Below are 26,768 nucleotides of genomic sequence, written 5' to 3'. Positions count from 1 at the left end.
CTTTTCGATCCTGGTAGGAGGACCCCGATGCGTGCCGACGAGCAACTGTGGCCGATGAGCTACGAGCAGGAACGTCTCTGGTTCATCGACCGTTGGGCTCCCGGACTGGCGACCTACCACGTCCCGGTCCGGTGGCGGTTGCGACCGGGGATCCCGGTGCCGGAGGTCGTCACCGCGGTCCGTGCGGTCCTCGTCCGCCATGGTGCGCTGTTCACACAGTTCGCCGAGGTCGACGGTGCGCCGATGCAGCGGCTGCCGGCTGTCCGGGACGTGCCGGTGGCGGTGCACGACCTGACCGGGGTGCCGGTGCGCGGCCGCGGTCAGCGGTGCGACGAGATCGCCGGCGCGCTGGCGGTGGCGCCGTTCGACCTCGCCCACGGACCGCTGGTGCGGATGGCGGTCATCGGCGACGCGACCGGTGCTACCGAGATCTGCGTGTGCTTTCACCACATCGCGATCGACGGCCTGTCGCTGGAGATCGTCGAACGGCAGGTGGCCGCGGCGCTCGCGGGCGCACCGCTGCCGGCCGCGCCGGACGACCGGTACCTGGAGCACTGTGTCGAGCAGCGACGCCGGCTGGCCGGACCCGAGGCCGCCGCGCTCCTGGCCCGCCGGGCCGGCGAGTTGCGCGACGCGCCGGCGGTGCTCGAACTCGGTCGCGACCATCCCCGGCCACGGAATCTCACCGACCGCGGCCGGACGCTGCGGTTCGATCTGGGGCCGCAGGTGCGCGAACGGGTGGTGGCGTTCGCCCGCCGCCACGGGAGCACCCCGAACCTGGTCCTGCTCGCGGCGTTCACCGCGTTCGTACACCGGCAGAGCGGCCAGACCGACGTCGTGATCGGGGTTCCGGTGTCCGGACGCAGCGATCCGGCCCTGCACGACGTCGTGGGCCTGTTCGTCAACACCGCGGTGCTGCGGACCGATCTCGGCGGGCGCCCGACGTTCATCGAGACCGTCACGCGGTCCCGGGCGTCGTTGCTCGACGCGCTGGAATCCGCCGAGCTGCCGTTCCAGTTGCTGGTCAGCGAACTGCTGCCGGAGCGCACTCCCAGCCACGCCCCGCTGGTGCAGGTGCTGTTCGCCTTCCACGAGAACAGCCCGGCGGCGCACGACGCCGCGCCGGTCCTGCGGCGCGAGTTCGTGCCGACCGGAACCGCCAAGCTGGACCTGACGCTCACCGTCAACGACACCGGCGAGCGGTACGAGGTCGAGCTGGAGTACGGCACCGACCTGTTCCTGCGGACGTCGGCCGACCGGTTCTTCGATCACTGGTCCCGGCTGCTGGACACGGCGCTGGATCAGCCGGACGTGCCGGTGGACGAGCTGTGCATGGCCGGTGCGGACGAGCGCACGGCGGTGGCGCGCTGGTCGGCCGGCAGCCCGGTCGAGGTCGAGCACGACGGACTCATCCACGACCTCGTCGGGTACCAGATCGGCCGGCGCCCCGACGCCACCGCCGTGGTCTGCGGCCCCGACCACCTGACCTATCGCGAACTCGGGGAACGCTCCGATCGCGTCGCCGGCCACCTGCGTGCCCACGGCATCGGGCCGGGCGACCTGGTCGGCGTCTGCGTCAGCCGTTCGCTGGCTCTCGTCGTCCACCTCCTCGGCGTCCTCAAGGCCGGCGCCGCCTACCTGCCTCTCGACGTCGACTACCCGGCCGAGCGCCTCGCCTTCATGCTCTCCGACGCCGGTGTCAGCACGGTCATCGGCGCCCCGGAGGCAGCCGGCGAACTGCCCGACGGACCCTGGCACGTCCACCACGGCCACCCCGACGGATCCCTCACCGCCGGCCACCCGCCGGCCGGCGGACCCACCGCCCGCCGTACGGCCACCGGCGACGACCTCGCGTACGTCATCTACACCTCCGGCTCCACCGGGCGGCCGAAGGGCGTCGAGATCACCCACCGCAACGTGGCCCGGCTGTTCGCCTCGGCCCGGCTCAGCTACGACGTCGGCCCCGACGACGTCTGGTCGATGGTCCACAGTGCCTCGTTCGACGTCTCGGTGTGGGAGATGTGGGGTGCGCTCAGCACCGGTGGCCGGCTCGTCGTCGTCCCGCACCGGACCACCAGGAACCCCGACGAGCTGCACGCGCTGGTGCGCGAACAGGCCGTCACGGTGTTCAGCCAGACGCCGTCCGCCTTCGTCCAGTTCGAGGCCGCGGACGAGCGGGCGGCCGGCGCGGCGCGGCTCGCCGTGCGGTACGTGATCTTCGCCGGCGAGCCCCTGGACCACGGCAGCGTCCGGCGCTGGGCCGGGCGCCACGGCTGGGACCGCCCGCGGCTGGTCAACATGTACGGCATCACCGAGACCACCGTGCACAACACCTTCCGCGTGGTCACCGCGGCCGACCTGGACCGGGCCCGCACCCAGATCGGCCGCCCGCTGGCCGACCTCGACATCCACGTGCTGGACGAGCGGCTGCGGCCGTGCCCGGTCGGCGTGGTGGGGGAGATGTACGTGGCCGGCGCCGGCGTCGCCCGCGGGTACCTGCGGCGCCCCGGGCTGACCGCGGGCCGCTTCGTCGCGGACCCGGTCGGCGGGCACACCGGCGGCCGCCTCTACCGCAGCGGTGACCTGGCGCGGTGGTGCCCGGACGGCACTCTCGAGTACGCCGGCCGCGCCGACACGATGGTCAAGATCCGCGGTTTCCGCGTGGAACTGACCGAGATCGAGGCCGTCCTCAGCCGCCATCCCGGCATCGCCCGGGCGGCTGTCTCGTTGCGGACCGACGACACCGGCACCCCGCAGTTGGTCGGCTACCTGGTGGCCCGGCCGGAGCAGGACATCACGCCGGTACGCGCGTGGCTGTCGCAATGGCTGCCGGAGTACATGCTGCCGACCCGGTTCGTCGAGCTGGCCGAGATCCCGCTGACCCCGAGCTGTAAGACCGATCACCGGCGGCTGCCGGCGCCGGGCACCGATCGTCCCGGCGACGCGGGCGAGTTCGTCGCGCCGGTGGGCGACGTGGAGCAGCGGCTGGCCGGCATCTGGGCCGAGGCGCTGGGGCTGGACCGGGTCGGCCGGAACGACAACTTCTTCGGCCTCGGCGGCGACTCGATCCGCAGCATCCGGGTGCTCGGTGCGGCCCGGGCCGCGGGGCTGACGTTCGGGCTGCAGGAACTGTTCCACCGGCCGACGGTGGCCGGTCTGGCCCGGGTGACCACGGCGTGCGACCGGCCGGAGGCCACCGGACTCGGCCCGTTCGAGCTGGTGGCCGAGGCGGACCGGGCGGCACTGCCGGACGGCCTGGAGGACGCGTACCCGATGGTGGCCCTGCAGGTCGGGATGGTCTACGAGATGTCCCGCGACCCCGAGCGGTTGCCGTACCACAACGTCGACAGCCTGACCGTGTCGGCGCAGTTCGACGCCGGGGCCTTCCAACGCTCGGTGGACCACGTGGTGCGGCGGCATCCGATCCTGCGCACCGCCCTGGCCCTGACCGACTACAGCGAACCGCTGCAACTGGTGTACGCGCATGCCGTCATGCCCGTCGGCGTGGACGACCTGCGGACGGCGGACCCGGCGACGCAGGAACGGGTGATCCGGGATTACGTGGAGGAGCAACGGGTCACGCCGTTCGACCACGCCCGGCCGCCGCTGTTCCGGATGCACGTGCACCGCCGCAGCGACGACGTCTTCCAGTGGACGCTGACCGAGCACCACGGCGTGTTCGACGGGTGGAGCCTGCACTCGACGCTGAGCGAGATCCTCCGCGTCTATCACGACCTCCGGACCGGCCGGCTCCCGGACGGCACACCGCCGGTAGCGCACTACCGCGACTTCGTCGCGCTCGAACGGGAGGCGGTCGGCTCGGAGACCGCGCAGCGGTTCTGGCGCGACCGGCTGGCCGACCACCCGGACACCCGGCTCCTGCCGTGGCCGCGGACGGAGCCGGCCGAACTGGCCGACGAGGACCGGTTCAGCCGGGAGTGGTGGTACGCCACCGAGGCCCGGCAGCGGTACGGCGCGCTGGAGACGCTGCTGCCGGACGACCTGTGCGAGGCACTGCGGGCGCTGGCCGGCCGCTGCGGCGCCCCGATGAAGACCCTGTTCCTGGCCGGCTGCCTGCGCACCATCGGGTACGCGACCGGATCCCGGGACGTCCTGATCGGCGTGACGGCGAACGGGCGCCCGGAGGAGAACGGCGGGGACGACGTCCGCGGCCTGTTCCTCAACACCCTCGCGTTCCGGCAGGCGCTGCCCGACGGAACCTGGACCGACCTGATCGACCAGGTGTTCGCCGCCGAACGCGACATGCTGCCGCACCGGCGCTTCCCGATGGCGCAGCTGCAACGCCTGCTGGGGGTGGACCGCCTGGTCGACGTCAACTTCGTCTACAACCACTTCCACGTGATGTCGAAAGTGCTGTCCGGCGACGTGGCCAGAATCCTGGACGACAAGATCAGCAGCTTCACCTCGGTGCGGGCCGAGCCGACGAACTTCCCGCTGAACATCGGCGTGGTCCGGGATCCGTCGTCCAGCCGGGTCCTGATGGCGATGGACTTCCACACCGACGCCCTCACCATCGACCAGGTGCGCCTTCTGCGCGACTACTACGTCCGGGCCCTGTGGGACATGGTGGAGGCGCCGGACGCGCGCTACCTGACCCGGCCGCTGGCCGGCGCGGCGGAGCGGGCGGCAGTGGCGCGCTGGTCGGCCGGCACCCCGGCCGGGGCCGGGCGGCCCGGGCTGGTCCACGACCTCGTCCAGCACCAGATCCGCCGGCGCCCCGACGCCGTCGCCGTCGTCTGCGGATCCGACCAGATCACCTACCGAGAACTCGGCGAGCGCTCGGACCGGGTCGCCGCGAGCCTGGGCACCGGACCGGGCGACCTGGTCGGCGTCTGCGTCAGCCGTTCCCTCGACCTCGTCGTCCACCTCCTCGGCGTCCTGAAGACCGGCGCCGCCTACCTGCCTCTCGACGTCGACTACCCGGCCGAGCGCCTCGCCTTCATGCTCGCCGACGCCGGCGCCACCACCGTCATCGGCACCCCCGAACACGTCGGCGGACTTCCCCGTGGCCCCTGGAACGTCCACGCCGGAGCCCGCCCCACGGGCCGTCGCCCGGCCACCGGCGACGATCCCGCCTACGTCATCTACACCTCCGGCTCCACCGGGCAGCCCAAGGGCGTCCGGGTCCCGCACCGCGCCGTCACCCGGCTGCTGCGGTGGGGCGAGCAGAACCTCGATGTCGGCCCGGACGACGTCTGGTCGTTGTTCCACAGCGCCTCGTTCGACTTCTCGGTCTGGGAGGTGTGGGGGGCGCTCACCACCGGCGGCCGGCTCGTCGTCGTGCCCTACTGGGTGTCGCGCAGCCCCGACGACTTCCACCGGCTGCTGACCGGGACCGGCGTCACCGTGCTGAACCAGACGCCGTCCGCCTTCGCGCAACTGGAGGCGGTGGACGCCCGTACGGCCACGCCGAACCGCTTGCGCTGGGTGGTGTTCGGCGGCGAGGCGCTCGACCACGCCAGTGTCCGGCGGTGGACCGAGCGGCACGGCTGGGACCGCCCGCAGCTGGTCAACATGTACGGCATCACCGAGACCACCGTGCACGTCACCGCGCGGAGGCTGACCGAGGACGACGTCCGGGGTGACCTGACCCGGATCGGCCGGCCGGTCGCCGGATTGAGCGCGCACGTGCTCGACCCCGTACTCCGGCCGGTTCCGGTCGGTGCGGTCGGCGAGCTGTACGTCGGTGGTGACCGGCTGGCTCTCGGATACGCCGGGCGGCCGGGACTGACCGCGCACCGGTTCGTCGCCGACCCGTACGCCGGATCCGGTGGCGGGCGCCTGTACCGCACCGGCGACCGGGTCCGGTACCGGCCCGACGGCGAGCTGGAGTACGTCGGACGTGCGGACGACATGGTCAACCTGCGCGGCTTCCGGGTGGAGCCGGGCGAGATCGAGAGCACCCTGACCCGGCACCCGGACGTGGGCTCCGCCACCGTGACGGTCCGCGAGGACAGCGCCGGCCGGCCCGCCCTGGTCGCCCACGTGACCCCGGGACGGGCCCGCCCGGCGGTCGCCGAGGTGCGGGCCTGGCTGCGGGACCGACTGCCCGAGCACATGCTCCCGGCCCACCTGACGGTGCTGGACCGGCTGCCGCTCACCCCGAGCGGCAAGGTCGACCGCCGGGCCCTGCCGGCGCCCGAGGTCGACGCCGCCCCGACCGGACCGGCTCCGGTGACCGCCGCCGAGCGAATCCTGGCCGGCCTGTACGCCGAGGTCCTCGGACTTGACCAGGTCGGCGTCGAGGGCAGCTTCTTCGAGCTCGGCGGCGACAGCATCATGTCGATCCAGCTGGTCAGCCGGGCCCGTCGCCAGGGACTGGCGATCAGACCGAGGGACGTCTACGAGCTCCGCACCGTGCGCGCGCTGGCCGCGGCCGCGACCGCGGTGACCGCCCCGGCCCCGGCCGCGAGCGAGACCGGCGCGGTCCCGCTCACCCCGGTGGTGGCCCGGGCCCGCGATCTGGGCGGCCCGATGGACGCCTTCAGCCAGACCGTCTTGGTCCGGGTGCCGGCACCCACCACCGCCGACCACATCCGGGCCGCGCTGCAGGTTCTGCTCGACCACCACGCCGCCCTGCGGATGGTCGCCCGGGTCGGCCCGGCCGAGCCGTGGCAGCTGGAGATCCCACCCGCCGGATCGGTCCGGGCCGAGGACTGCCTGCAGGTGGTGGACGTCGCCGGACTCGGTGACACCGAGCGGGCGGCCCGCGTCCGGGCCGAGGCGGACGCCGCCCGGAACCGGCTGCGGCCGGCCGCCGGGCGCCTGGTGCGGGCCACCTGGTTCGACGCCGGGCCGGCCGGGCCGCACCGGCTCGCGCTCACCGTGCACCACCTGGCCGTCGACGGTGTCTCGTGGCGGATCCTGCTCGCCGACCTGGAGGCGGCCGGCCGGGAACTGGCCGCCGGCCGGACGCCGGTGCTCGACCCGGTACAGACACCGCTGCGGGCATGGGCGCTCGCCGTTGCCGGCCGCGCCGATCCCGCCTGGTGCCGCACCGAGGCGCCGCGGTGGGCGCGGCTCCTGGACCGGGCGGAGCCGCCGATCGGGTCCCGCCCGCTGGATCCCCGCGCCGACGTCTTCGAGCGGCTGCGCACGGTGTCCCGGGACGTGCCGGCGGCCACCGCCGCGGCCGCCCTCGGCAGCGCCCCGGCGGCGTACCACGCCGGCGTGGACGACGTCCTGCTCGCGGCGCTGGCCCTGGCCGTGCCGCACTGGGCGGCCGGCCGCGGCCGGGACGCCGCCGGCCCGCTCGTCGTCGACCTCGAGGGGCACGGGCGCGACGGCCTGGTCCCGGAGGCCGACCTGTCCCGCACCGTCGGCTGGTTCACCAGCATCCACCCGGTCCGCCTCGACCCCGGCCCGGTCGACTGGGCGCGGCTGAGCCCGCCGGAGGTCGCCGCGGCGGTCAAACGGGTCAAGCAACAGCTGCGCGCCGTACCGCCCAGGGCCGAGTTCGGCGTGCTGCGGCACCTCGACCCGGACAGCGCGGCCACGCTGGCCCGCTTTCCCGCCCCACAGGTGGCTTTCAACTACCTGGGCCGGTTCCCGGCCGGGGACGCCGCCGGCCCCGGCGCCTGGACGCTGGCCGCCGACGAACTCGGGCTGCAGGGCGGCGCGGACCCCCGCCAGCCGGTGTCACACAGCCTGGAGATCGCCGCCGTCACCTACGACGGAACCGCCGGGCCCCGCCTGCGGACGACATGGAGCTGGCCGGACGGCCTGTTCGAGGAGGCCGAGATCAGCGCCTTGGCGCAGGACTGGGTCACCGCTCTGGCCGCGGTGGTGGCCGCCGCGTCAGCACCGTCCGCGGGGGGCCCGACGCCGTCCGACCTCACTCTCGCCGGCCTGACCCAGGACGAGATCGACGACATCGAGCACGAGATGTCGCTGGACGACGAGATGTCCGCCGAGCAGAAGGTGATGTGAATGAGCACGTCGACGGTCGAGGACATCCTCCCGCTCTCCCCGCTGCAGGCCGGCATGCTGTTCCGCTCGTCCTTCGACACGTCCGGCCCCGAGGTGCAGACCGCCCAGCTGATCCTGGACCTCACCGGGCCGCTGGACGTGGCGGCGCTGAAGGCAGCGGCGGCCCAGCTGCTGCGCCGGCATCCGAACCTGCGGGCCGGTTTCCGCGAGCGCCGCTCCGGCACCCCGATCCAGATCGTCCCGGCCCGCTCGGCGCCGGCCTGGACCGAGGTCGGGACCGGCCTGGACCCGGCGGCCGATCCGGCGCCGGCGATGGCCGCGCTCACCGAGGCCGAGCAGGGGCTCCGCTTCGACCTGCGCCGGCCGCCGCTGATCCGGTTCCGGCTGATCACACACCACGGTCAGCGCCACCGGTTGGTGATCACCTACCACCACATCCTCTTCGACGGCTGGTCGAGTGCCCTGGTCGTCCGTGAGCTGCTGGAGCTGTACCGGCTCTCCGGCGACGACAGCGGACTGCCGGCTCCGGTCCCGTACCGGCACTTCCTCACCTGGCTCTCCGAACAGGACCGGACCGCGGCCGAGCAGGCCTGGCGGGAGGCGCTCGCCGAGCTGGGCGACAGCACCCACGTCGCCCCGATCGACCCGGATCGCGCGCCGCTCTGGCCGCGCAGCCTGCACCACCGGATGTCCCCGGACCGGACCGCGGCGCTCGCGGCCTGCGCCCGGCGGCACGGTCTCACCGTCAACACGCTCGTCAACGGCGCCTGGGGCCTGCTGATCGGCCAGCTGACCCGCCGCGACGACGTCGTCTTCGGCGCGGCGGTGGCCGGTCGGCCGGCCGGCCTCGCCGGAGCCGAGAGCATGGTCGGCCTGCTGATGAACGTCGTGCCGGTGCGCGTCCGGATCCGCCGACCGGAATCACTGGCGACCCTGCTCGGCCGCATCCAGCGGGACCGCGCGACCCTGATGGAGCACGACCACCTGGGTCTGGCCGACATCCAGCGCGTCGGCGGGATCGGTGAGCTGTTCGACACCTGCATCGCGTTCGAGAGCTTCCCGGCGGCCGGCGCACCGGACCTCGGCCCACTGGACGTCTCCGTCGGCGCGGCCGACGCCGGGCACTACCCGCTGATCCTCAACGCCTCGATCGGTACCGAGCTGAACCTGCGGCTCTCGCACCGGCCGGACGTCGTCGACGACGACACCGCCGACCGGTTGCTGGCCCGTCTGGTGCGCCTGCTCGAGCAGCTGCCGGCACTGATGCCGGTGCCGGTCTCGCGGATCGACCTGTTGACCGGTACGGAACGCCGGCAACTGGACTCCTGGGGCCGCCGTGCGCGCCCGCGCCCGGCCGCCACCCTGCCGGAGCTGTTCCGGGCGCAGGTCGAGCGCCGTCCGGAGGCGACCGCCGTCCGCACCGGCGGGCGGACGGTCAGCTATCGCGAGCTGGACGCCCGTGCGGACCGGCTGGCGCGGGTCCTGACCGACCGTGGGGCCGGCCCGGAGCGGTTCGTCGCCCTGGCCCTGCCACGCAGCCTGGACCTGGTCGTCGCGGTGCTGGCGGTGACCAGGGCCGGCGCCGCGTACCTGCCCGTCGACCCCGGCCATCCCGCGGCGCGGGTGCGCCGGCTGCTCACCGACGCCGCCCCGGCCTGCCTGCTGCACTCCGGTCCGACGGTCGCGGCCGTCGCCGTTGGCACCGCGGCCGAGCTCATGGTGCCGTCCCTCGACCTGGCCGGGGTGGGCCTCGACGACCCGGCGGAGCCCCTCGCCGGCCATCCCGACCCACGACCCGACCACCCCGCATACGTGATCTTCACGAGCGGGTCGACCGGACAGCCCAAGGGCGTCGTGGTCACCCACCGCGGAGTCGCCGACCTGGCCGCGACCCAGGCCGAGCACCTCGAGGTGGACGAGCAGGCCCGGGTGCTGCAGTTCGCCTCGCCGAGTTTCGACGCCTCGTTCTGGGAACTGTGCATGGCGCTGACCTCCGGCGCGTCCCTGGTCATCCCGACCGAGCCGGTCCTCGCCGGCGACGTCCTGGCCACCTGCATCCGCGAGCACCGGGTCACCCACGCCACGCTGCCACCGGCCGTCCTCGCCCGGCTCGCCACCCAGCCGCTGCCGACCCTGCGCTCCCTGGTCACCGCCGGCGAGGCCTGCCCGCCCGAGCTGGTCGAACGCTGGGCTCCGGGCCGACAGATGATCAACGCGTACGGCCCGACGGAGACCACGGTCTGCGCCTCGATGAGCGCACCGCTGGTGGCCGCCCCGCCCGGCCCCGGCCGGCCGGTGCCGATCGGCCGGCCCCTGCAGAACACCCGGCTCTACGTCCTGGACCAGGAGCTGCGCCCGGTGCCGATCGGCGTCGCCGGGGAGCTGTACGTGCGCGGCGGACTGGTCGCCCGTGGCTACCTCCGCCGGCCCGGCCTGACCGCCGGCCGGTTCGTGGCCGACCCGATCGCCGCCGACGGCGCCCGGATGTACCGCACCGGCGACCAGGTTCGCTGGCGATCCGACGGGCAGCTGGAGTTCGTCGGCCGGGCCGACGATCAGGTCAAGGTCCGCGGCCACCGGATCGAGCTGGGCGAGGTCGAGGCCGTGGTGATGCGCCATTCCGGGGTGGCGCATGCCGCGGTCGCGGTCCGGGAGATCGGTACGGGCGGACCGCAGCTGGTCGGCTACCTCGCCGGTACGCCCGGTGCCGCGGCGCCGGACCCGGAGGTGGTGCGGGCGTTCGTCGCCGCGCACCTGCCCGACTACATGGTGCCGCAGGTGTGGGTTGCGCTGGCCACCTTGCCGCTGAACCGGAACGGCAAGGTGGACCGTGCGGCGCTCCCGGCGCCGTCGGCCGCCTCCGCCGGGTCCGGTGCCCGCCCGGTGACGCCACCCACCGCGCAGGAACGCCTGTTGGCCGAGCTGTTCGGTCAGGTGCTCGGCATCCCGCCGGTGGGTGTGCACGACAGCTTCTTCGCGCTCGGCGGGGACAGCATCACGTCGATGCAGCTGGTCAGCCGGGCCCGGAGTGCGGGCCTGATGCTGCGGCCGCGGGACGTGTTCCAGCACCGGACCGTGGCGAAACTGGCCGAACTGGTCGGCGGGACCGCGCCGGCCGTCGCCGAGCTGCCCGGCGCCGAGCGCGGCGACGACGGCACCGGTGAGATCGTGCCGCTGCCGGTGATGCGCTGGCTGGCGGAGCGGGACGGGCCGGTCGACGGTTACCACCAGTCGGTCGTCGTCCGGGTGCCGGCCGCCCTCACCGAGACCAGCCTGCGCGCCTCGATGCAGGCGGTGCTGGACCGGCACGACGCGCTGCGGCTGCGGCTGGACCGGTCCGGGGACGGCTGGCGGCTGGACGTGGCGGCGGCCGGGTCCGTGTCCGCCGCGGACGTGGTACGTCGCGTGCCGGTCCGGCCGGAGACGCCGGCCGACGAGATCCGGGCCACCCTGGTCACCCAGGCGGCCACGGCCCAGACCGGGCTCGCTCCGGGGGAGCGGCGCATGGTGCGGGCGGTCTGGCTGGACGCCGGCCGCCAGCACCGTGGCTGGCTGCTGATCGCCGTGCACCACCTCGCCGTCGACGTCGTCTCGTGGGGAGTCCTCCTGCCCGATCTGGCCGCGGCCTGGGCCGCGGCGTCCACCGGCGGGCAGCCGGACCTGGCGCCGGTGTCGACCTCGCTGCGGGAGTGGACCCGGATGCTGGCCGCCGAGGCGGCCGGGCCGGCGCGGCGCAGCGAACAGCAGCTCTGGCGCTCGACCGTGCGCCCACCCGCGATCCGGGTGACCACCCGCCCGCTCGATCCGGCCGAGGACACCGTGGCGACTGCCCGGTCGCACCACAGCATCCTGGCTCGCGGGGTCACCGCCGCGCTGCTGGACCGGGCGGCGTCGGATCTGCGCGCCGGTGTCGACGAGCTGCTGCTGACCGCGCTCGGCGTCGCCGTGGCCACGGTCCGGGCCGGCGACGGCGGAGTGCTGGTCGACGTGGAGAGCCACGGCCGGGTGCCGCTGGCCGGCACCGACCTCTCCCGCACCGTCGGCTGGTTCACCACCCTGCACCCGCTCCGGTTCGACCCGGCCCGGCTCAGCTCGCCGATCGGCGCGCTGGCACACGTGAAGGACCAGGTCCGGGCGGTGCCGGACGACGGGCTCGGCTTCGGTCTGCTGCGGCACCTCGACCCCCGCACCGGGCCCGAGCTGGCCGCGCTGGAACGCGCCGAGATCTCGTTCAACCACCTCGGCCGGCTCTCCGGCAGCGGAACCTCGGACGACTGGGTCCCGCTGCCGGAGGTGGGCTTCGGCGGCGGCGCGGACCCGGCCATGCCGCTCGGGCACGCGCTCGCGCTCGACACCGTCGTCGCCGACGGGCCCGGCGGGCCGGAACTGCGCGCGGCGTGGCGGTGGGCCGGCCGGGCGGTTCCCGACGACGTGGTGCACCGGCTGGCCGACGCCTGGGTGACGGCGGTGCAGGCGCTGGCCGACCCGCGGACCACCCCGGCCGGGGGCTGGGTGCCGTCGGACTTCCCGCTGGTCGACCTGGACGGTCCCGAACTCGGCCGGGTCGCCGCCGAGCATCCCCACCTGACCGATCTGCTGCCGCTGGCACCACTGCAGACCGGCCTCCTCTACCAGTCCGCGTACGCCCGGGGGACGGGCGCCGACCCGTACACCGCGCAGCTCACCCTCGGCCTGCGCGGCCCGCTCGACGTGGCGGCGCTGCACCGGGCCGCCGACGACCTGCTGACCCGGCATCCCCACCTGCGGGCGGGCTTCCGGCAGCGGCCGACTGGAGATCCGGTCCAGGTGATCGGTCCGGTGGTCGGCGTCGGCTGGCGGGAGGTCGACCTCAGCGCGATGCCCACCGGGCTCGCCGAGGCCGAGGCCGATCGGCTGGCGGACGCGGACCGGGCGGACGCCTTCGACCTGACCCGCCCACCGCTGATCCGCTTCTGCCTGCTGCGCCTCGGCGCCGACCACTACCGGCTCCGGCTGACCCACCACCACATCCTGATCGACGGCTGGTCACTGTCCCTGCTGATCCGGGACCTGCTCGAGGCCTACGAGCACCGGCGCGGGGCGGCACCAGCACCGGCACCGGCCCCGGCGTTCCGCGACTACCTGTCCTGGCTCGCCGAACAGGACCGGGGAGTGGCCGAAGCGGCCTGGCGGGACGCGCTGGCCGGCGTCACCGAACCGACTCTGCTCAGCGCTCCGGCGCCGGGCACCGGCTCCGCCCCGGACTTCCCCCGGACGCTGTCGCTCGACCTGGACGAGACGCTCACCGCGGCCCTGTCCGCCCTGGCCCGCGACCGCGGCCTGACCATGAACACCGTGCTGCAGGGCGCCTGGGGCGTGTTGCTGGCCGGCCTCACCGGCCGCGACGACGTCCTGTTCGGGATGCCGGTCGCCGGCCGCCCGCCGGAGGTCCCGGACGCGAACCGGATGGTCGGCCTGTTCCTCAACACCATCCCGGTACGGGTCCGCACCGACCCGCGCGAGCCGTTCACCGGCCTCCTCACCCGGCTCCAGGACGAGCAGTCCGCCCTGACCCCCTACCAGCACCTGGCCCTGCCGGCGGTGCAGAAGCTGACGGACGTCCCCGGAACGCTCTTCGACACCCTGTACGTGTTCGAGAACTATCCGGCTGCGGTGGACGGCTCGGCGACCCTGGGGGAGGCCCGGATCACCGACATCGCCGGCCGGGACGCCACGAGCTATCCGGTGACGCTGGTCGTGGTGCCGGGAACGCGGCTGCACCTGCGACTGAGCCACCAGAGCGAGGTCGTGGACGAGGCCGCCGCCCGGGCGCTGCTGGACCGGCTGCACGGGCTGCTGCGCGCCGCCGTCGCCGGCCCGGACGAGCCGGTGGCCCGGTTGCCGCTCCGTACCGATGCCGAGAGCCGGCTGCTCGCACGGGTCAACGACACCGCCGGACCTGTCCCCACCGGGACGCTGCCGGAGCTGTTCCGGGCGCAGGCGGCGCGGACGCCGGAGGCCGTCGCGGTGCTCGCCGACGACGACGCCACCACCTATCGCGAGCTGGACGCCCGGTCGAATCGGTGGGCCGGCCTGCTCGCCGTCCGTGGCGCCGGCCCGGAGACCGTCGTCGCGGTGGCGCTGCCGCGTTCGGTGGCGAGCCTGACGGTGATCCTGGCCGCGACGAAGGCGGGCGCCGCCTACCTGCCGATCGATCCCGACCTGCCGGCCGGCCGGCAGGCGCTGATGGTCCGGGACAGCGACCCGGCCTGCGTGGTGGGCACCCGCGCCGTGCTGAGTGGACTGGTGGCGGCCGGCCTGGAGCCGCGGCGGTGCGTCGCGGTCGACGACCCGGCCGTGATCGCGGCGCTCGCGGCACGGCCGGACACCGAACCGCCGGTCCCGCTCCCCGACCCGCGCAGTCCGGCCTACGTGATCTACACCTCCGGCTCGACCGGGCGGCCCAAGGGCGTCGTGGTGCCGCACACCGGCATCGTCAACCGTCTCGCCTGGATGCAGGACGAGTACGGCCTGACGCCGGACGACCGCGTGCTGCACAAGACCAACCTCAGCTTCGACGTCTCGGTCTGGGAGATGTTCTGGCCCCTGCTGACCGGGTCGTGCGTCGTCGTCGCCGACGCCGAGGACCAGCGCGACCCGGTGCGCCTGGCCCGGCTGATCGACCGGCACGCGGTCACCACGGCGCACTTCGTACCCTCGGTGCTGAGCGCGTTCCTGGCCGAGACCACCGCGGCGCGCTGCGCGGGCCTGCGCCGGGTGATCTGCAGCGGCGAGGCCCTCGACGCCGACCTGGCCCGGCGGTTCCACGCCGCGATCCCCGCCGACCTGCACAACCTGTACGGCCCGACCGAGGCGTCGGTGGACGTCACCGCCTGGCCGGTGCCGCGCGACGACCGGCTGCCCGCCGTCCCGATCGGACGACCGATCAGGAACCTGCGCACGCACGTCCTCGACCGGTACCTGCGACGGGTACCGCCGGACGTCGTCGGCGACCTGTACCTGGCCGGGACCGGCCTGGCCCGGGGCTACCTGCGGCGGGCCGGACTGACCGCCACCCGGTTCGTCGCCGACCCGTTCGGCGGCCCCGGCGAGCGGCTCTACCGCACCGGCGACCGAGCGGCCTGGTCCCCGGACGGGCAGCTGGTGTTCCACGGCCGCGACGACACCCAGGTCAAGATCCGCGGCCACCGGATCGAGCTGGGTGAGGTCGAGGCCGCGCTCGCCGGTTGCACGGACGTCGCCGCCGCGGCCGCCGCCGTGCACACCGACGATCAGCGCCGCCCCCGCCTGGTCGGGTACGTGACGACCACCCCCGGCGGATCCTTCGATCCGTCCCGGCTGCGCGCCGAGCTGCCGGCGAGCCTGCCGGCGTACGCGGTGCCGGCCTCCTTCGTCCGGCTGGACGCGATGCCGCTGGGCGCCACCGGCAAGCTGGACCGCTCGGCGCTCCCTCCGCCGGAGGTTCCGGTCACGGCGCCGCAACCGGCCCCCGCGAACCCGCGGGAGCGGCAGATGTGCGAACTCTTCAGCCGGATCCTCGGCGTCCCGGCCGGGGTCGACGACGACTTCTTCGAGCTCGGCGGCGACTCGCTCCGGGTGATGCGCCTGATCACCGGGGCCGAGGAGGTGCTGGACACCGAGCTGACGATGGCCGACGTGATGCGCCGGCCCACTCCCGCCGCCCTGGCCGCCCTGGCGCCGGCCGCCTCCACGCCTTCCCCCACACCCGCGAACTGAGAGTGGTGACCCCATGCTGACACTGGGATTCAGCGGCCTCGACCGCAGCACGGCCTACAAGCGTGCCGTCCTCGGCACCGAGCGGAGCCGCGAGCACCGGATCCGTCAGGGCCTCGACTCGGCCGCCGCGCTCCTCGACGACACCGGGGTACTCGCTGCCTCGGCGCAGGAACGCTACGACGGGGTCAAGGGCACCGGCCGCTTCCCGAAGGACGCGATCGACGCCTGCCTGCGCGCGGCCGGCGCCACCCTGGCCGACGTCGACGTCGTCGCCCACGGCTTCCGGTACGAGCCGTCGGCGGTCTGGCAGCTCGACCACCTCTCGGCCGGCTGGTACGCCGACGTCTACGCGATGGACCTGCAACGGCAGATCCTGCGCGAGCACTACCCGGCCGAGGCCGGCTGGCCGAGGTTCGTGCACGTGCCGCACCACCAGGCCCACGCCGCGAGCAGCTACTACCTCAGCGGTTTCGACGACGCGCTGGTGGTGGTGGCCGACGGGATGGGCGAGCAGGAGTCGCTGTCGGTGCGCACCGGCCGCGGCCCGGACCTCGACCTGATCGCCAGCTACCCGATCATGAGCTCGCTCGGCATCCTCTACAGCGTCGTCACCCACTACCTCGGCTTCCAGTACGGCATGGACGAGTACAAGGTCATGGGACTGGCGCCGTACGGGGACCCGGGCCGGTTCCGGGCCGCCTTCGACGAGTTCGTCCGGCACGGGCCGGACGGCGGCTTCGCGGTGCCGCTGCTGACCGCGAACAAGTCGCCGATGGAGCGCGAGACCCACCAGGGCGTCGTCCGGCGGCTGGAGGAGCGTCTCGGCGCCGCCCGGGAACCGGACGCCGAGCTGGACCAGCGCTACCTGGACATCGCCGCCGCCCTGCAGTCCTGTCTCGAGACGACCCTGATGCACGTGCTGCGGGAGTTCCGCGCCCGCACCGGCCTGCGCCGGCTGTGCCTGGCCGGCGGGGTCGCTCTGAACTGCTCCGCCAACGGCGTGATCCTGCGCAGCGGGCTCTTCGACGAGGTGTTCGTGCAGCCGGCGGCCGGCGACGACGGCACCGCACTGGGCGCGGCGCTGGCCGCCGCCCGGGAGCGCCGGCCGGCCGCCCCGGGCCGGATGGACATGCCCTACTGGGGCGACGGGTTCACCGACGCCCAGATCGAGACGGCGATCAGCGACGCCGGCGGAGAGCTGGAGGCCCGCCGCCTCGGCACCGGCGAGCTGGTCACCGAGGCGATCGAGCTGATCACCGGCGGCGCCACGGTCGCCCTGTTCCAGGGGCGCATGGAGTTCGGCCCGCGGGCACTGGGCAACCGCAGCATCCTCGCCGACCCGCGCTCGCCGTCCATGCGGGCGCACCTGAACGAGGTGGTGAAGCAGCGGGAGGAGTTCCGCCCGTTCGCCCCCGCGGTGCCGGAGGAGGACGGCGCGACGTACTTCGCGCTGCCGCCGGCGTCCGAGCGTGCGTTCCGGCACATGTTGATGGTGACGCCGGTCCGCGAGGCGTACCGGGACCGGTTGCCGGCCGTGACACACGTGGACGGGTCGGCGCGGGTGCAACTCGTGAACCAGCGGTCCGCGCCGCTGTTCTGGGCGCTGCTGCGCCGCATGGGAGCGGTGACCGGCATGCCGGTGCTGGTCAACACGTCGTTCAACCTGCGCGGCCAGCCGATCGTGCGGACCCCGCGGGACGCGCTCGCCACGTTCGCGCGGTCGCGGCTCGACGCACTGGTGATCGGCGACTTCCTGGTCCGCCACCGCGAGCGGGCCGGCGAGCCGCGGCGTACGGCGGGAGACGCGGCATGATGGTCCAGGACGAGACACCGCCCGGCGGCGCCGGTTCACCGTCCTGGCTGGACCTGGCGTGCTCGGTTCTGGCCGAGGCCCTCGGCCGGGCCACGGTCGGGCCGGACGACGACTTCTTCGCGCTCGGCGGCCAGTCGCTGCAGGCCGTCGAGGCGGCCCTGGAGCTGCGCCGCCGATGCTCGGTGGACCTGAATCTGGACGTGTTGTTCACCTGCCGGTCGCCGAGCCAGGTGGCCGCGCTGCTGGCCGAGACGGTACCGGTGGCCCGGCCGACCGACATCTCGCCGGCCGAGGAGAGGCTGCTGTTCGTCGACCGCCTGCACCCGGGCACCGCCGTGTACAACGTCCCGGTCCGGTACCGCTTCCGGGGCCGGCTCGACACCGCGGCGCTGCGGGACGCCGTCGAGGAACTGGTGTCCGGGCACGACGCCCTGCGCACCTGCTTCACCGCCGACGGGGGCCGGCTGGTCAGCGCCACCGCCGACCTGCCGTGGACGACGCTGGACCTGACCGGCGAGGAGCCGGCCCGGGCCGCGGCGCGGGCCCGGGCCCACGTGGCCGAGCAGGCCCGCCGGCCGATCCCGGCCGACACGGTCCCGCTGGCCCGCGCCTGCCTGGTGCTCGAGCCGGGCGACCGGGCGACCCTGCTGCTCACGCTGCACCACCTGATCGCCGACCAGCACGCCCTCGACCTGCTCGACCGGGAACTCCAGGAGTCCTACGGGCGCCGCGCCGGGCTGGCCACGGACCTGCCCGGCCGGATCCGGCGAGGGCTGGGCACCCGTCCGGACCCGCGCGCGTCCGCCGCGTACTGGCAGCGCGAGCTGGCCGGCCTGCGCGGCCCGCTGAACCTGCCGGTCGACCGGGACCGCCCGTACGTCACCGGACCGGACGGCGATGTCGCCGAGGCCCCGCTCGACGCCCGGCTCGCCGAACGGATCAGCCGGCTGGCGACCGGCTGCTCGGCCACCGAGTTCATCGTGCTGCTGGCCGCGTACGCGGGCTTCCTGCACGACATCGAGACCCCGGCGGACCCGGCGGTGCCGTCGGACGTCGTCATCGGGGTGCCGATGAGCGGCCGGACGCCGGCCGACGAGGACCGCGTCGGGATGTTCGTCAACGTCCTGCCGGTCCGCGTCCGGTTCGCCGGCGCCCCCACCTTCCGCGGGCTCGTCGCCCAGGTCCGGGCGCTGGTCGGGGATGCGCTCGCGCACCAGCAGACCCCGCTGCAGGACCTGGTGGCACAGGTCCCGCACCGGCCCGGGACGGGCCCGCACCCCCTCACCCAGATCGGCATCTCCCACGTCGACGACCGGTCGTGGCGCTGGGCGCCGGCCGGCCTGACCGCGGAGCGGGACGTGCTCGCCACCGGCACCGCGAAGTACGACCTGCTCTGGACCGTCACCAGTGGACCGGCGTCGACCCGCTCGGCGCTGGAGTTCAGCCTCGACCTGTTCGGCCGCGATCGGGCCACCCGGCTGCACCGCCGTCTGCTGGACACCGTGGACCGGCTCACCGCCGACCCGGACGCGCCGATCGCCGACGTGCTGGCCCGTCCGGAACCGCCGGTGCCCGAGGAGCACGGCTACGTCCGCCAGCCGGTCGCTCCGGTGCACGACGTGGTGGCCCGGCAGGCGAGCAGCACCCCGGACGCGGTGGCGGTGCGCGAGGAGTCCCGGGTCGTCACGTACGCCGAACTCGACGCCGCGGCCGACCGGCTGGCCTCGGCGCTGGCCGCCGACGGCGCCGGGCCGGGCAGCCGCGTCGCGGTGGCGGCCGAGCGGGGTGCGGACGCGGTCATCGGCTACCTGGCGGTGCTCCGGGCCGGTGCCGCCTACCTTCCCGTGGACGTGCACCAGCCGGTCGCGCGCAGCCACGTCGTCGTCCGGCAGAGTGAGGCCCGCTGGGCGCTGTGCGCCCCCGGGCAGGAGACGCACGTCCCGGCCGGCGTGCGGATCCTGCCCCTGCCGGCCCCCTCGCCGGCCCCGGTCCCGGAACCACCGGACTCCGGCGGCCACCCGGCCGTCGGCGTCACCCATCCCGCCTACGTGATGTTCACGTCCGGCTCCACCGGCGTCCCCAAGGGCGTGGTGGTGCCGCACGAGGCGATCGGCCGGCTGGTACCCCGCTCGAACTACGTCCGGCTCCACCCCGAGGACGTCGTCGCCCACCTGTCCAACCCGGCCTTCGACGCCGCCACGTTCGAGATCTGGGGCGCGCTCAGCGCCGGCGCCACGCTGGCGGTGGTGCCGCGGGACGTCGCGCTCGCCCCGCACCGGCTCGCCCGGTTCCTGCGCCGGACCGGCGTGACCGTGATGTTCACGACGAACGCCCTGCTCAACGCGGTGGTCACGCATGCGCCGGAGGCGTTCGCCGGGCTGCGGGTGCTGCTCATCGGCGGCGACCAGTACGCACTCGGCCCGCTGCGCCGGATGCTCGCCGCCGGTCCGCCGCAGCGGCTGGTCAACGCGTACGGGCCGACCGAGAACACCACGTTCTCCGCCGCCCACGAAGTCGTCCCGGCCGACCTCGCGGACGGCGTGATCCCGATCGGCCGGGCGATCGACGGCAGCTGCCTGCGGGTCCTGGACGAGCGGCTCGAACCGGTGAGCGCCGGCGGCACCGGTGAGCTGTACGTCGGCGGCCAGGGGCTGGCACACGGCTACGTCGCCGATCCGGCGCGCACCAGCGTCACCTTCGTGGCCGACCGGTGGGCGGTCCGGGGCGGGCAACGTCTCTACCGGACCGGGGACGTCGTGCGGCTGCGAGCCGACGGGGCGGTCGTCTATCTGGGACGCAGTGACGACCAGGTCAAGGTCAGCGGATTCCGGATCGAGCTGGGGGAGGTGGAGGCCGCCGTGCGCGGCTGCCCTGGCGTGCACGACGGCGCGGTCGTCGCCGTGACCGGGCCGGAGGGCACGGAACTGGTCGCGGTGACGACCGGCCCGGCCGAGCCGGCGGCCGTGCGCGAGCACCTGCGGTCCCGGCTGCCGGGCTACATGGTGCCGGCCCGCCAGGTCCGCGTGCCCGGTCTGCCCCGCACCGCCAACGGCAAGCTGGACCGGGACGCGTTGTCCCGGACGGCCAGGGACGTACCGGCGGGCGAGGAGCCGGTGCCGCCAGCGCCCGGGAGCCCGTCCGGCGGACCCGGCGACCCGTCGGCCGCCCTGGTGCACTCGGCGCTCGCCGGCATCTGGCACGAGCTGGTCGAAGCCGGCGACCTGCGCCCGGACAGCGACTTCTTCACCCTGGGCGGCACCTCGATCAAGGTGCTGCACATGGCCGCCGCGGTGCACCGCCGGTTCGGGGTCGACCTGCGGGTCGCCACCGTGTTCCGGCGACCGGCCTTCGCCGAGGTCGTCGAGGAGGTCACCCGGCTGGTCCGGGCCGGCGCGGGGGAAGGCACCCGATGACCCGCCCGGCGGACCTGCCCGAGGGCACCGACCTCGGCGACCCGGATCTCTACCGCGACGACCGGCGGTTCGCCCGGTGGGGGTCGGCGGCCGCGGCGGACGCCGTGCGCTGGAGCCCGCCCGGCACCGCGCCGTCCGGCTTCTGGTCGGTGTTCTCCCAGGCCGCCTGCCGGGCGGTGATGTCGCCGGCCGGCCCGTTCTCGTCCGAGTACGGGATGATGATCGGCTTCGACCGCGCGCATCCCGACAAGGCCGGCGGGGACATGCTGGTGGTGGCGGACGGGCCGCACCACGACCGGCTGCGCGGCATCGTGCTGCCGTACCTGTCCCGGGCGATGGCGCAGAGCCTGCGGAACGGGGTCGAGGACGAGGTGCGCCGGCTGGTCGGCGACGCCGTCGACGCCGGCGTCGCCGACGTGGCCCGGACGCTCGGGCCGCTCGTGCCGGCCGGGGTGGTCTGCCAGATCCTCGGCGTTCCGGCGGCCGATCGCGACGAGCTGATCGACCTCACCAACCATGCCTTCGCGGGCGCGGACGCCACGTACGCCGCGATGTCACCGTCCGCCGCCCACGCCGAGATCATCTTCTATCTCTCCGAACTGGTCGAGCAGCGCCGCCGGCACCCCGGTGACGACCTGATCAGCGCGATCGCGGCCGACCCGCGGCTGAGTCTGCACGACGTGCTGCTCAACTGCGACAACGTCGTGGTCGGCGGGAACGAGACGACCCGGCACGCGCTCACCGGCTGTTTCGAGGCGCTGAGCACCGTGCCGGATCTGCTCGCCGGGTTGCGGGCCGACCCCGCCGCGGTCGACACCGCGGTCGAGGAGGTACTGCGCTGGACGTCCCCGGCGATGCATGTGCTCCGGGTGGCCACGGCCGACGTGGAGATCGCCGGTCAGCGGATCGCCGCGGGCTCCGCGGTGGCCGCCTGGCTGCCGGCCGCGAACCGCGATCCCCGGTACTTCACCGACGCGGACACGTTCCGGCCGGCGCGTTCCCCCAACCGCCATCTCGCCTTCGGCCACGGCGGCCACCACTGCCTGGGAGCCGCCCTGGCCCGGCTGGAGCTGCGGACGCTGCTGCTGGCGCTGGCCGAACGGGTGGAACGGGTCGAGGTGACGGAACCGCCACGCCGGCTGCGGTCCAACCTGGTGCAGGGGTACACCGGCCTGTCGGTGCACCTCGAACCGCTGCGCAACCCGCGGACCGCCCCCGTCGGGGCCGTGGGATGAGCGCCTTCGCGCATCCGGCCTTCCGGCGGCTGTACGTCGGCGACGCCCTGTCCGGGTTCGGTGACACGGCCCTGCTGCTCGCCCTGGGTGTCTGGGTCAAGGATCTGACCGGCAGCACCTCCGCCGCCGGTCTGGTGTTCCTGGCGATGGGAGCGCCGGCGCTGATCGCGCCGCTGGCCGGCCGGCACATCGACCGGGTACGCCGCAAACCGCTGCTGATGGCCACCAACGGCGTCGCCATGCTCGCGGTGCTGTGTCTGCTCCTGGTCCGGTCGGCGGAACAGATCTGGCTGATCTACCTGGTCGCGGTCGGCTACGGCTGCGTGTTCACCCTGGTCAGCGCCATCCGTGGAGCCCTGCTCAAGGACCTGCTGCCGGACGCCGAGCTGGCGTCGGCCAACGCGGCCTTCGGCACGCTGGGCGGCGTCACGCGGATCCTGGCCCCGCTGGCCGGCGCGGCGATCTACGCCACGGCCGGTGCGCACGCGCTGGTGGTGCTCGACGCCGTGACGTTCCTGGGTGCCATCGCGGCGCTCGCCACGGTACGGCTGACCGAGAGCAGCCCGGACCCGGCCACGGTGCCGTTCGCCGAGGAGGTGCTGGCCGGATTCCGCTTCATCCGCTCGGTGCCACTGCTCTCCGCCGTCACCGCGGTCAGCGCGGTCGCGTTCGGTGCGGTCGGCTTCCTCGAACCCACCATCTTCGCGGTGATCCAGCACGGCCTGGACCGGCCGCCCTCGTTCTTCGGCATGCTGGCCAGTGCCCAGGGATGCGGCGCGGTGCTGGCAGGACTCGTCGGTGCGCGCCTGCTCCGGCATCTCGGCGAAGCCCGGACGATCGGCGGCGCCCTGCTCGGGATCGCGCTCGGCAGCGGCCTGCTGATCGTCGGCTCGACGCCGGTGGTGGTCGCCGCGTGTACCGGCATCGGTGCCTCGGTGACCTGGTTCGCGATCGGCTGGAACACCGCGCTGCAACGGCATTCGCCGGCTCGGCTGCTGGGCCGGGTCTTCACCACTGCCGGGATGCTGGTGACCGTCCCGCAGACGGCCGCCATCGGCCTGGCCGCCGGGCTGGTCATGGTCCTGGACTACCGCGTCCTGCTCGTCGTGGTGGCGGTCGCGGTGGCCGGTTGCGGCCTGCTTCTGCTGATCCGCCCGGGGCCGGAACCGGTGGTTCTCCCGGCCGGATCCGGCCCGCCGATCGAGGACGCGGACGAGCCGGTGCCCACCCCGAGAGGAGCAACGTCATGAACCCCGCCGGTACCGTCGAGACGGTCTCCGAACCCGCCGTCCGGACGGTGTCCGTGCCGTTCCGGGCGGACCGGGGCGGCACCTGGCCGGTCACCTTCTCGCAGGGCAACGTCTTCGACTGGTTCGCCTGGGAGGGCAGCGGCGCCGTCTTCGGCCTGCACGCCGACCTGCCCGGCGGCTGCACCGTGGACGACCTCGCCGAGTGCCTCGGTGTCCTGGTGTCCCGGCACGAAGGGCTGCGCACGGTGTACCGGACCGAACCGGCCGACGCCCGGCAGCAGATCGTCCACGACGCGGGCCGGATCGACCTGACCGTCGTCGAGCTGGGCGCCGCGGCCCGGGACTGGGACCGTACCCGGGGGCCGTTCCGGCAGTTCGACCACGCCCGCGACTACCCGCTGCGGCTCGTCGTCGCCACCGATCACGGCCGGCCCGTGCGAGCCCTGTTCGAGTGCTCGCACGTCGCCTTCGACCTGGCCGCGGCCGGCCTGGTGGTGGACGAGTTCCAGGCCCTGCTGGTGTCGCCGGGCCGGCGCGAGGTCGGCGCCCGGCGCTGGCAACCGGTCGACCAGGCCGAGTACGAGGCCACGCCGCAGGCCGCCCGGCACGTCGCCCGGACCCTCGACTACTGGCGCCGTCAGCTGATCGACCTGCCGGTCTGCCTGCTCACCGTGCCGGCGCGGGCACCCGGACCGGCGCAGTTCCGGCTGGCCACCCTCCGGTCGACGCCGCTGTCCACCAGCCTGCACCAGGTGTCGCGCCGAAGCGGGGTGTCCCCGGCCACGGTGCTGGTGTCGGCGATCGCCGGGCTGCTGTCCTGGTGGACCGGCTCGGGTCCGGTACCGGTGGACGTCATCTTCAGCAACCGGTCACTGCCGAACATGGACCGGTACGTCGGAACGATCGCGCAGGCGGCGTTCGTGCCGTTCCGCCGCGACGAGACCTTCTACGGCACCCTGCGCCGCACCCACACGAACCTGTTCGAGGCCTACCGCTACGCCTACTTCGACGCCACCGCGATCGCGAACCTGGTGACGGAGATGGGCGTGCTGCGCGGCGCCCCGAGGCACCGCGACCTGGTGGTGAACGACATGAGCACCACCGGTGGGAACGCCTTCAGCGGCGGGCCGGACGCCCGCGGGGAGGCGCCGGAAACCGTGGTGCAGAGCGGCCTGCCGACGACGACGACCGACCCGGTCCGGCTGACCGTGCTGCGGGTCGAGCCCACCGTCGTTCTCGGTCTGACCCACGACGCCTGCCACGTCACCGACACCGAGGCGGCGGCCCTGCTGCACGGCATCGACCGGCTCCTCGGCGCGGCGGCCCACCACGACGTGGACATGTCGGCGCTCGGCGACCTGGTGGACCTGCGGCCGGTGCGGCGCGACGCCGGGTGGGCCCGGGTCGGTTCGGCCTGGATCGACGTGGCGTCCAGCGAACGGAGGTTCCGGCAGGCGGTCGGTGACGAGCGGGCCCGGGTGTTGTTGCGGCAGCGCGGGGACGGCACCACCGCGCTGGTGGGCTGCGCCTCGGTGGCCGACCCGGCGGCCGCCCTGAACGAGGTGCACGCCCGGTGTCTCGGCGCGCTCGGCGGTGGGCACGGCGTGATCGCGCCGGACGAGTACGTGTTGTGCCCCGCGCCACCGTCCACCCGCGACGATCTCGCCGCCTGGCACGGCTCGCCCGGCGTCGTCGCCGGCAGCGGGCGCTGAGGCTCGGCGGCACGTCCTTCGTTCTTCATCGGAAATCCAGGGGGTAGGTACTGTGCAATCGGCGAAGCCCACGGGCGACGAACTCGAGACGATCATCCAGCAGTTCCGTCAGCAGGCGCGGAGAACACCCGATGCGGTGGCGGCGTCGGACGCCGCCGGGACCGTGTCGTACGCCGAACTCTGGCGCCGCACCGAGGCGGTGGCCCACCTGCTGCGGGCTCGTGGGTGCCGGCCCGGCCGCCCGGTCGGCCTGTGTCTGTCACCGTCGGTGACCCGGCTGGCGTCGATGCTGGGAATCATGGGGATCGGTTCGCCGTACGTCCCGATCGACCCGGCCTTCCCGGACAGCCGATCCGCTCGATCGCCGACGCGGCCGCCGTCGAGTGCGTGCTCGTCGACGAGGTCACGGCCGAGCGGTTCGCCTCGATGCCGTACGACCTCGTCGACCTGCCGGCCACCCTGCCGGCCGACCGGCAAGCCGGGCCAGGGGTGATCGATCCGGGCATCGGCGACCTGGCCTACGTCCTCTTCACCTCCGGATCCACCGGCGAGCCGAAGGGCGTGGCGATCGAGCACCGCAGCGTGGCCAACCTGCTCGACGCGCTGGACGAGGTCCTCCCGCGGCCCGAGCCGGGCCGGGCCGAGCGCTGGCTGGCCACGGCCAACCTCTGCTTCGACCTGTCGGTGGTGGAGCTGTTCTGGCCGCTGACTCGGGGCATCCCGGTCGTGGTGGCCGCGTTGGAGTCGCTGACCGGCCGGGTCCAGGGCGGCGCCGCGTTCCTCACCGAAACGCTGACCGACGGACGGATCACCCACTTCTTCGTGACCCCGTCGCTGGTCCAGCTCCTGCTGCGGGACCGGAAGCTGGCCGCGGCGATCCGCCGGCTCCGGGTGCTCATCCTGGGTGGTGAGATCGTGCAGCCCGAGCTGGTCGCCCAGCTGCGGCCGGTGCCGCACGTCTTCAACCTGTACGGGCCGACCGAGGGCACCGTGGCCACGACGGTGCACGAGTGCACCGATCGCGACGTCGAGTACGTGCCCATCGGACCGCCGCTGCGCGGTATCGACGTCCGCGTCGTGAACGAGGACGGCGTGGACTGCCCGGCGGGTGAACCGGGGGAGCTGCTGATCGGTGGGGCCGGGCTGGCCCGGGGCTACCTCAACGACCCCGAGCTCACCGCCCGCAAGTTCCCCGTGCTGGGCCACGGGGAGAACCGCCGGCGCTGGTACCGCAGCGGCGACCTGGCCAGCATCGGCGCCGACGGGGTCGTCCGCTTCCACGGCCGGATCGACCACCAGGTCAAGGTCCGGGGCGCCCGGGTCGAGCTGAGCGAGATCGAGGCGGCGATCCGGTCGGTCCCCGAGGTCGACGAAGCCGTGGTCCTCCCGATCCCGGACCGGTCCGGGCGGGTGACCGGACTGACCGCGGTGGCGAAGTCGGCGGCGGCCGACCTCACCGGGGCCGCGATCCTCGCCGCGATCAGCGAAATCCTGCCGTGGTACGCGGTGCCGGGGACCGTGATCGTCGTGCCGGATCTGCCGCTCGCGGTGAGCGGCAAGGTCGACCGCCAGGCGGTGGAGCGCCGGCTGCCGGAACTGGCGCCGGCTCCAGCCGGCGGGTGAGCGCGCGAACCCCCAGCCGCGAAGACGAAAGGGTC

8 protein-coding genes and 1 pseudogene are annotated in these 26,768 nt (G+C 74.4%); all 9 read left to right on the top strand.

All coding sequences use genetic code 11. The annotated features are described in order from the left end of the window. Positions 1-27: 27 nt before the first annotated feature. On the top strand, positions 28-7,950 hold the full coding sequence (locus LDL48_RS02365; protein WP_225253270.1) for a non-ribosomal peptide synthetase: 7,923 nt from the start codon (positions 28-30) through the stop codon (positions 7,948-7,950). Next, complete coding sequence (locus tag LDL48_RS02360) at positions 7,951-15,687, top strand: non-ribosomal peptide synthetase (RefSeq protein ID WP_225253269.1); 7,737 nt, start codon at positions 7,951-7,953, stop codon at positions 15,685-15,687. Between the two features lie 13 nt (positions 15,688-15,700). Then, the gene (locus LDL48_RS02355; protein WP_225253268.1) at positions 15,701-17,500 is read left to right on the top strand and encodes a carbamoyltransferase family protein; all 1,800 of its coding nucleotides are present in this window, start codon (positions 15,701-15,703) and stop codon (positions 17,498-17,500) included. Further along, positions 17,497-20,913, top strand: coding sequence for a non-ribosomal peptide synthetase (locus tag LDL48_RS02350; protein ID WP_225253267.1), 3,417 nt, complete (start codon positions 17,497-17,499; stop codon positions 20,911-20,913). The genes LDL48_RS02355 and LDL48_RS02350 overlap by 4 nt, the downstream gene beginning before the upstream one ends. After that, the gene (locus LDL48_RS02345) at positions 20,910-22,148 is read left to right on the top strand and encodes a cytochrome P450 (RefSeq protein ID WP_225253266.1); all 1,239 of its coding nucleotides are present in this window, start codon (positions 20,910-20,912) and stop codon (positions 22,146-22,148) included. The genes LDL48_RS02350 and LDL48_RS02345 overlap by 4 nt, the downstream gene beginning before the upstream one ends. Beyond that, positions 22,145-23,398 carry an MFS transporter gene (locus LDL48_RS02340; protein WP_225253265.1) on the top strand — a complete coding sequence of 418 codons (1,254 nt, stop codon included), beginning with the start codon at positions 22,145-22,147 and terminating at the stop codon, positions 23,396-23,398. Before LDL48_RS02345 ends, LDL48_RS02340 begins: the two co-directional genes overlap by 4 nt. Further along, entirely contained in the window at positions 23,395-25,110 is a 1,716-nt protein-coding gene (locus tag LDL48_RS02335; protein ID WP_225253264.1) for a condensation domain-containing protein, read from the top strand. Before LDL48_RS02340 ends, LDL48_RS02335 begins: the two co-directional genes overlap by 4 nt. Before the next feature lie 52 nt (positions 25,111-25,162). Further along, positions 25,163-26,211 (top strand): annotated as a pseudogene (locus LDL48_RS44960) (AMP-binding protein); the annotation flags it as partial. Beyond that, the gene (locus LDL48_RS44955) at positions 26,188-26,733 is read left to right on the top strand and encodes an AMP-binding enzyme (RefSeq protein WP_372472027.1); all 546 of its coding nucleotides are present in this window, start codon (positions 26,188-26,190) and stop codon (positions 26,731-26,733) included. The pseudogene LDL48_RS44960 and the gene LDL48_RS44955, both read left to right, overlap by 24 nt. Positions 26,734-26,768 lie beyond the last annotated feature (35 nt).

Source organism: Jidongwangia harbinensis (genome assembly GCF_020216025.1).
Taxonomy (GTDB): Bacteria; Actinomycetota; Actinomycetes; order Mycobacteriales; family Micromonosporaceae; genus Actinoplanes; species Actinoplanes harbinensis.
This window is presented reverse-complemented; position numbering and strand designations above follow the sequence as displayed.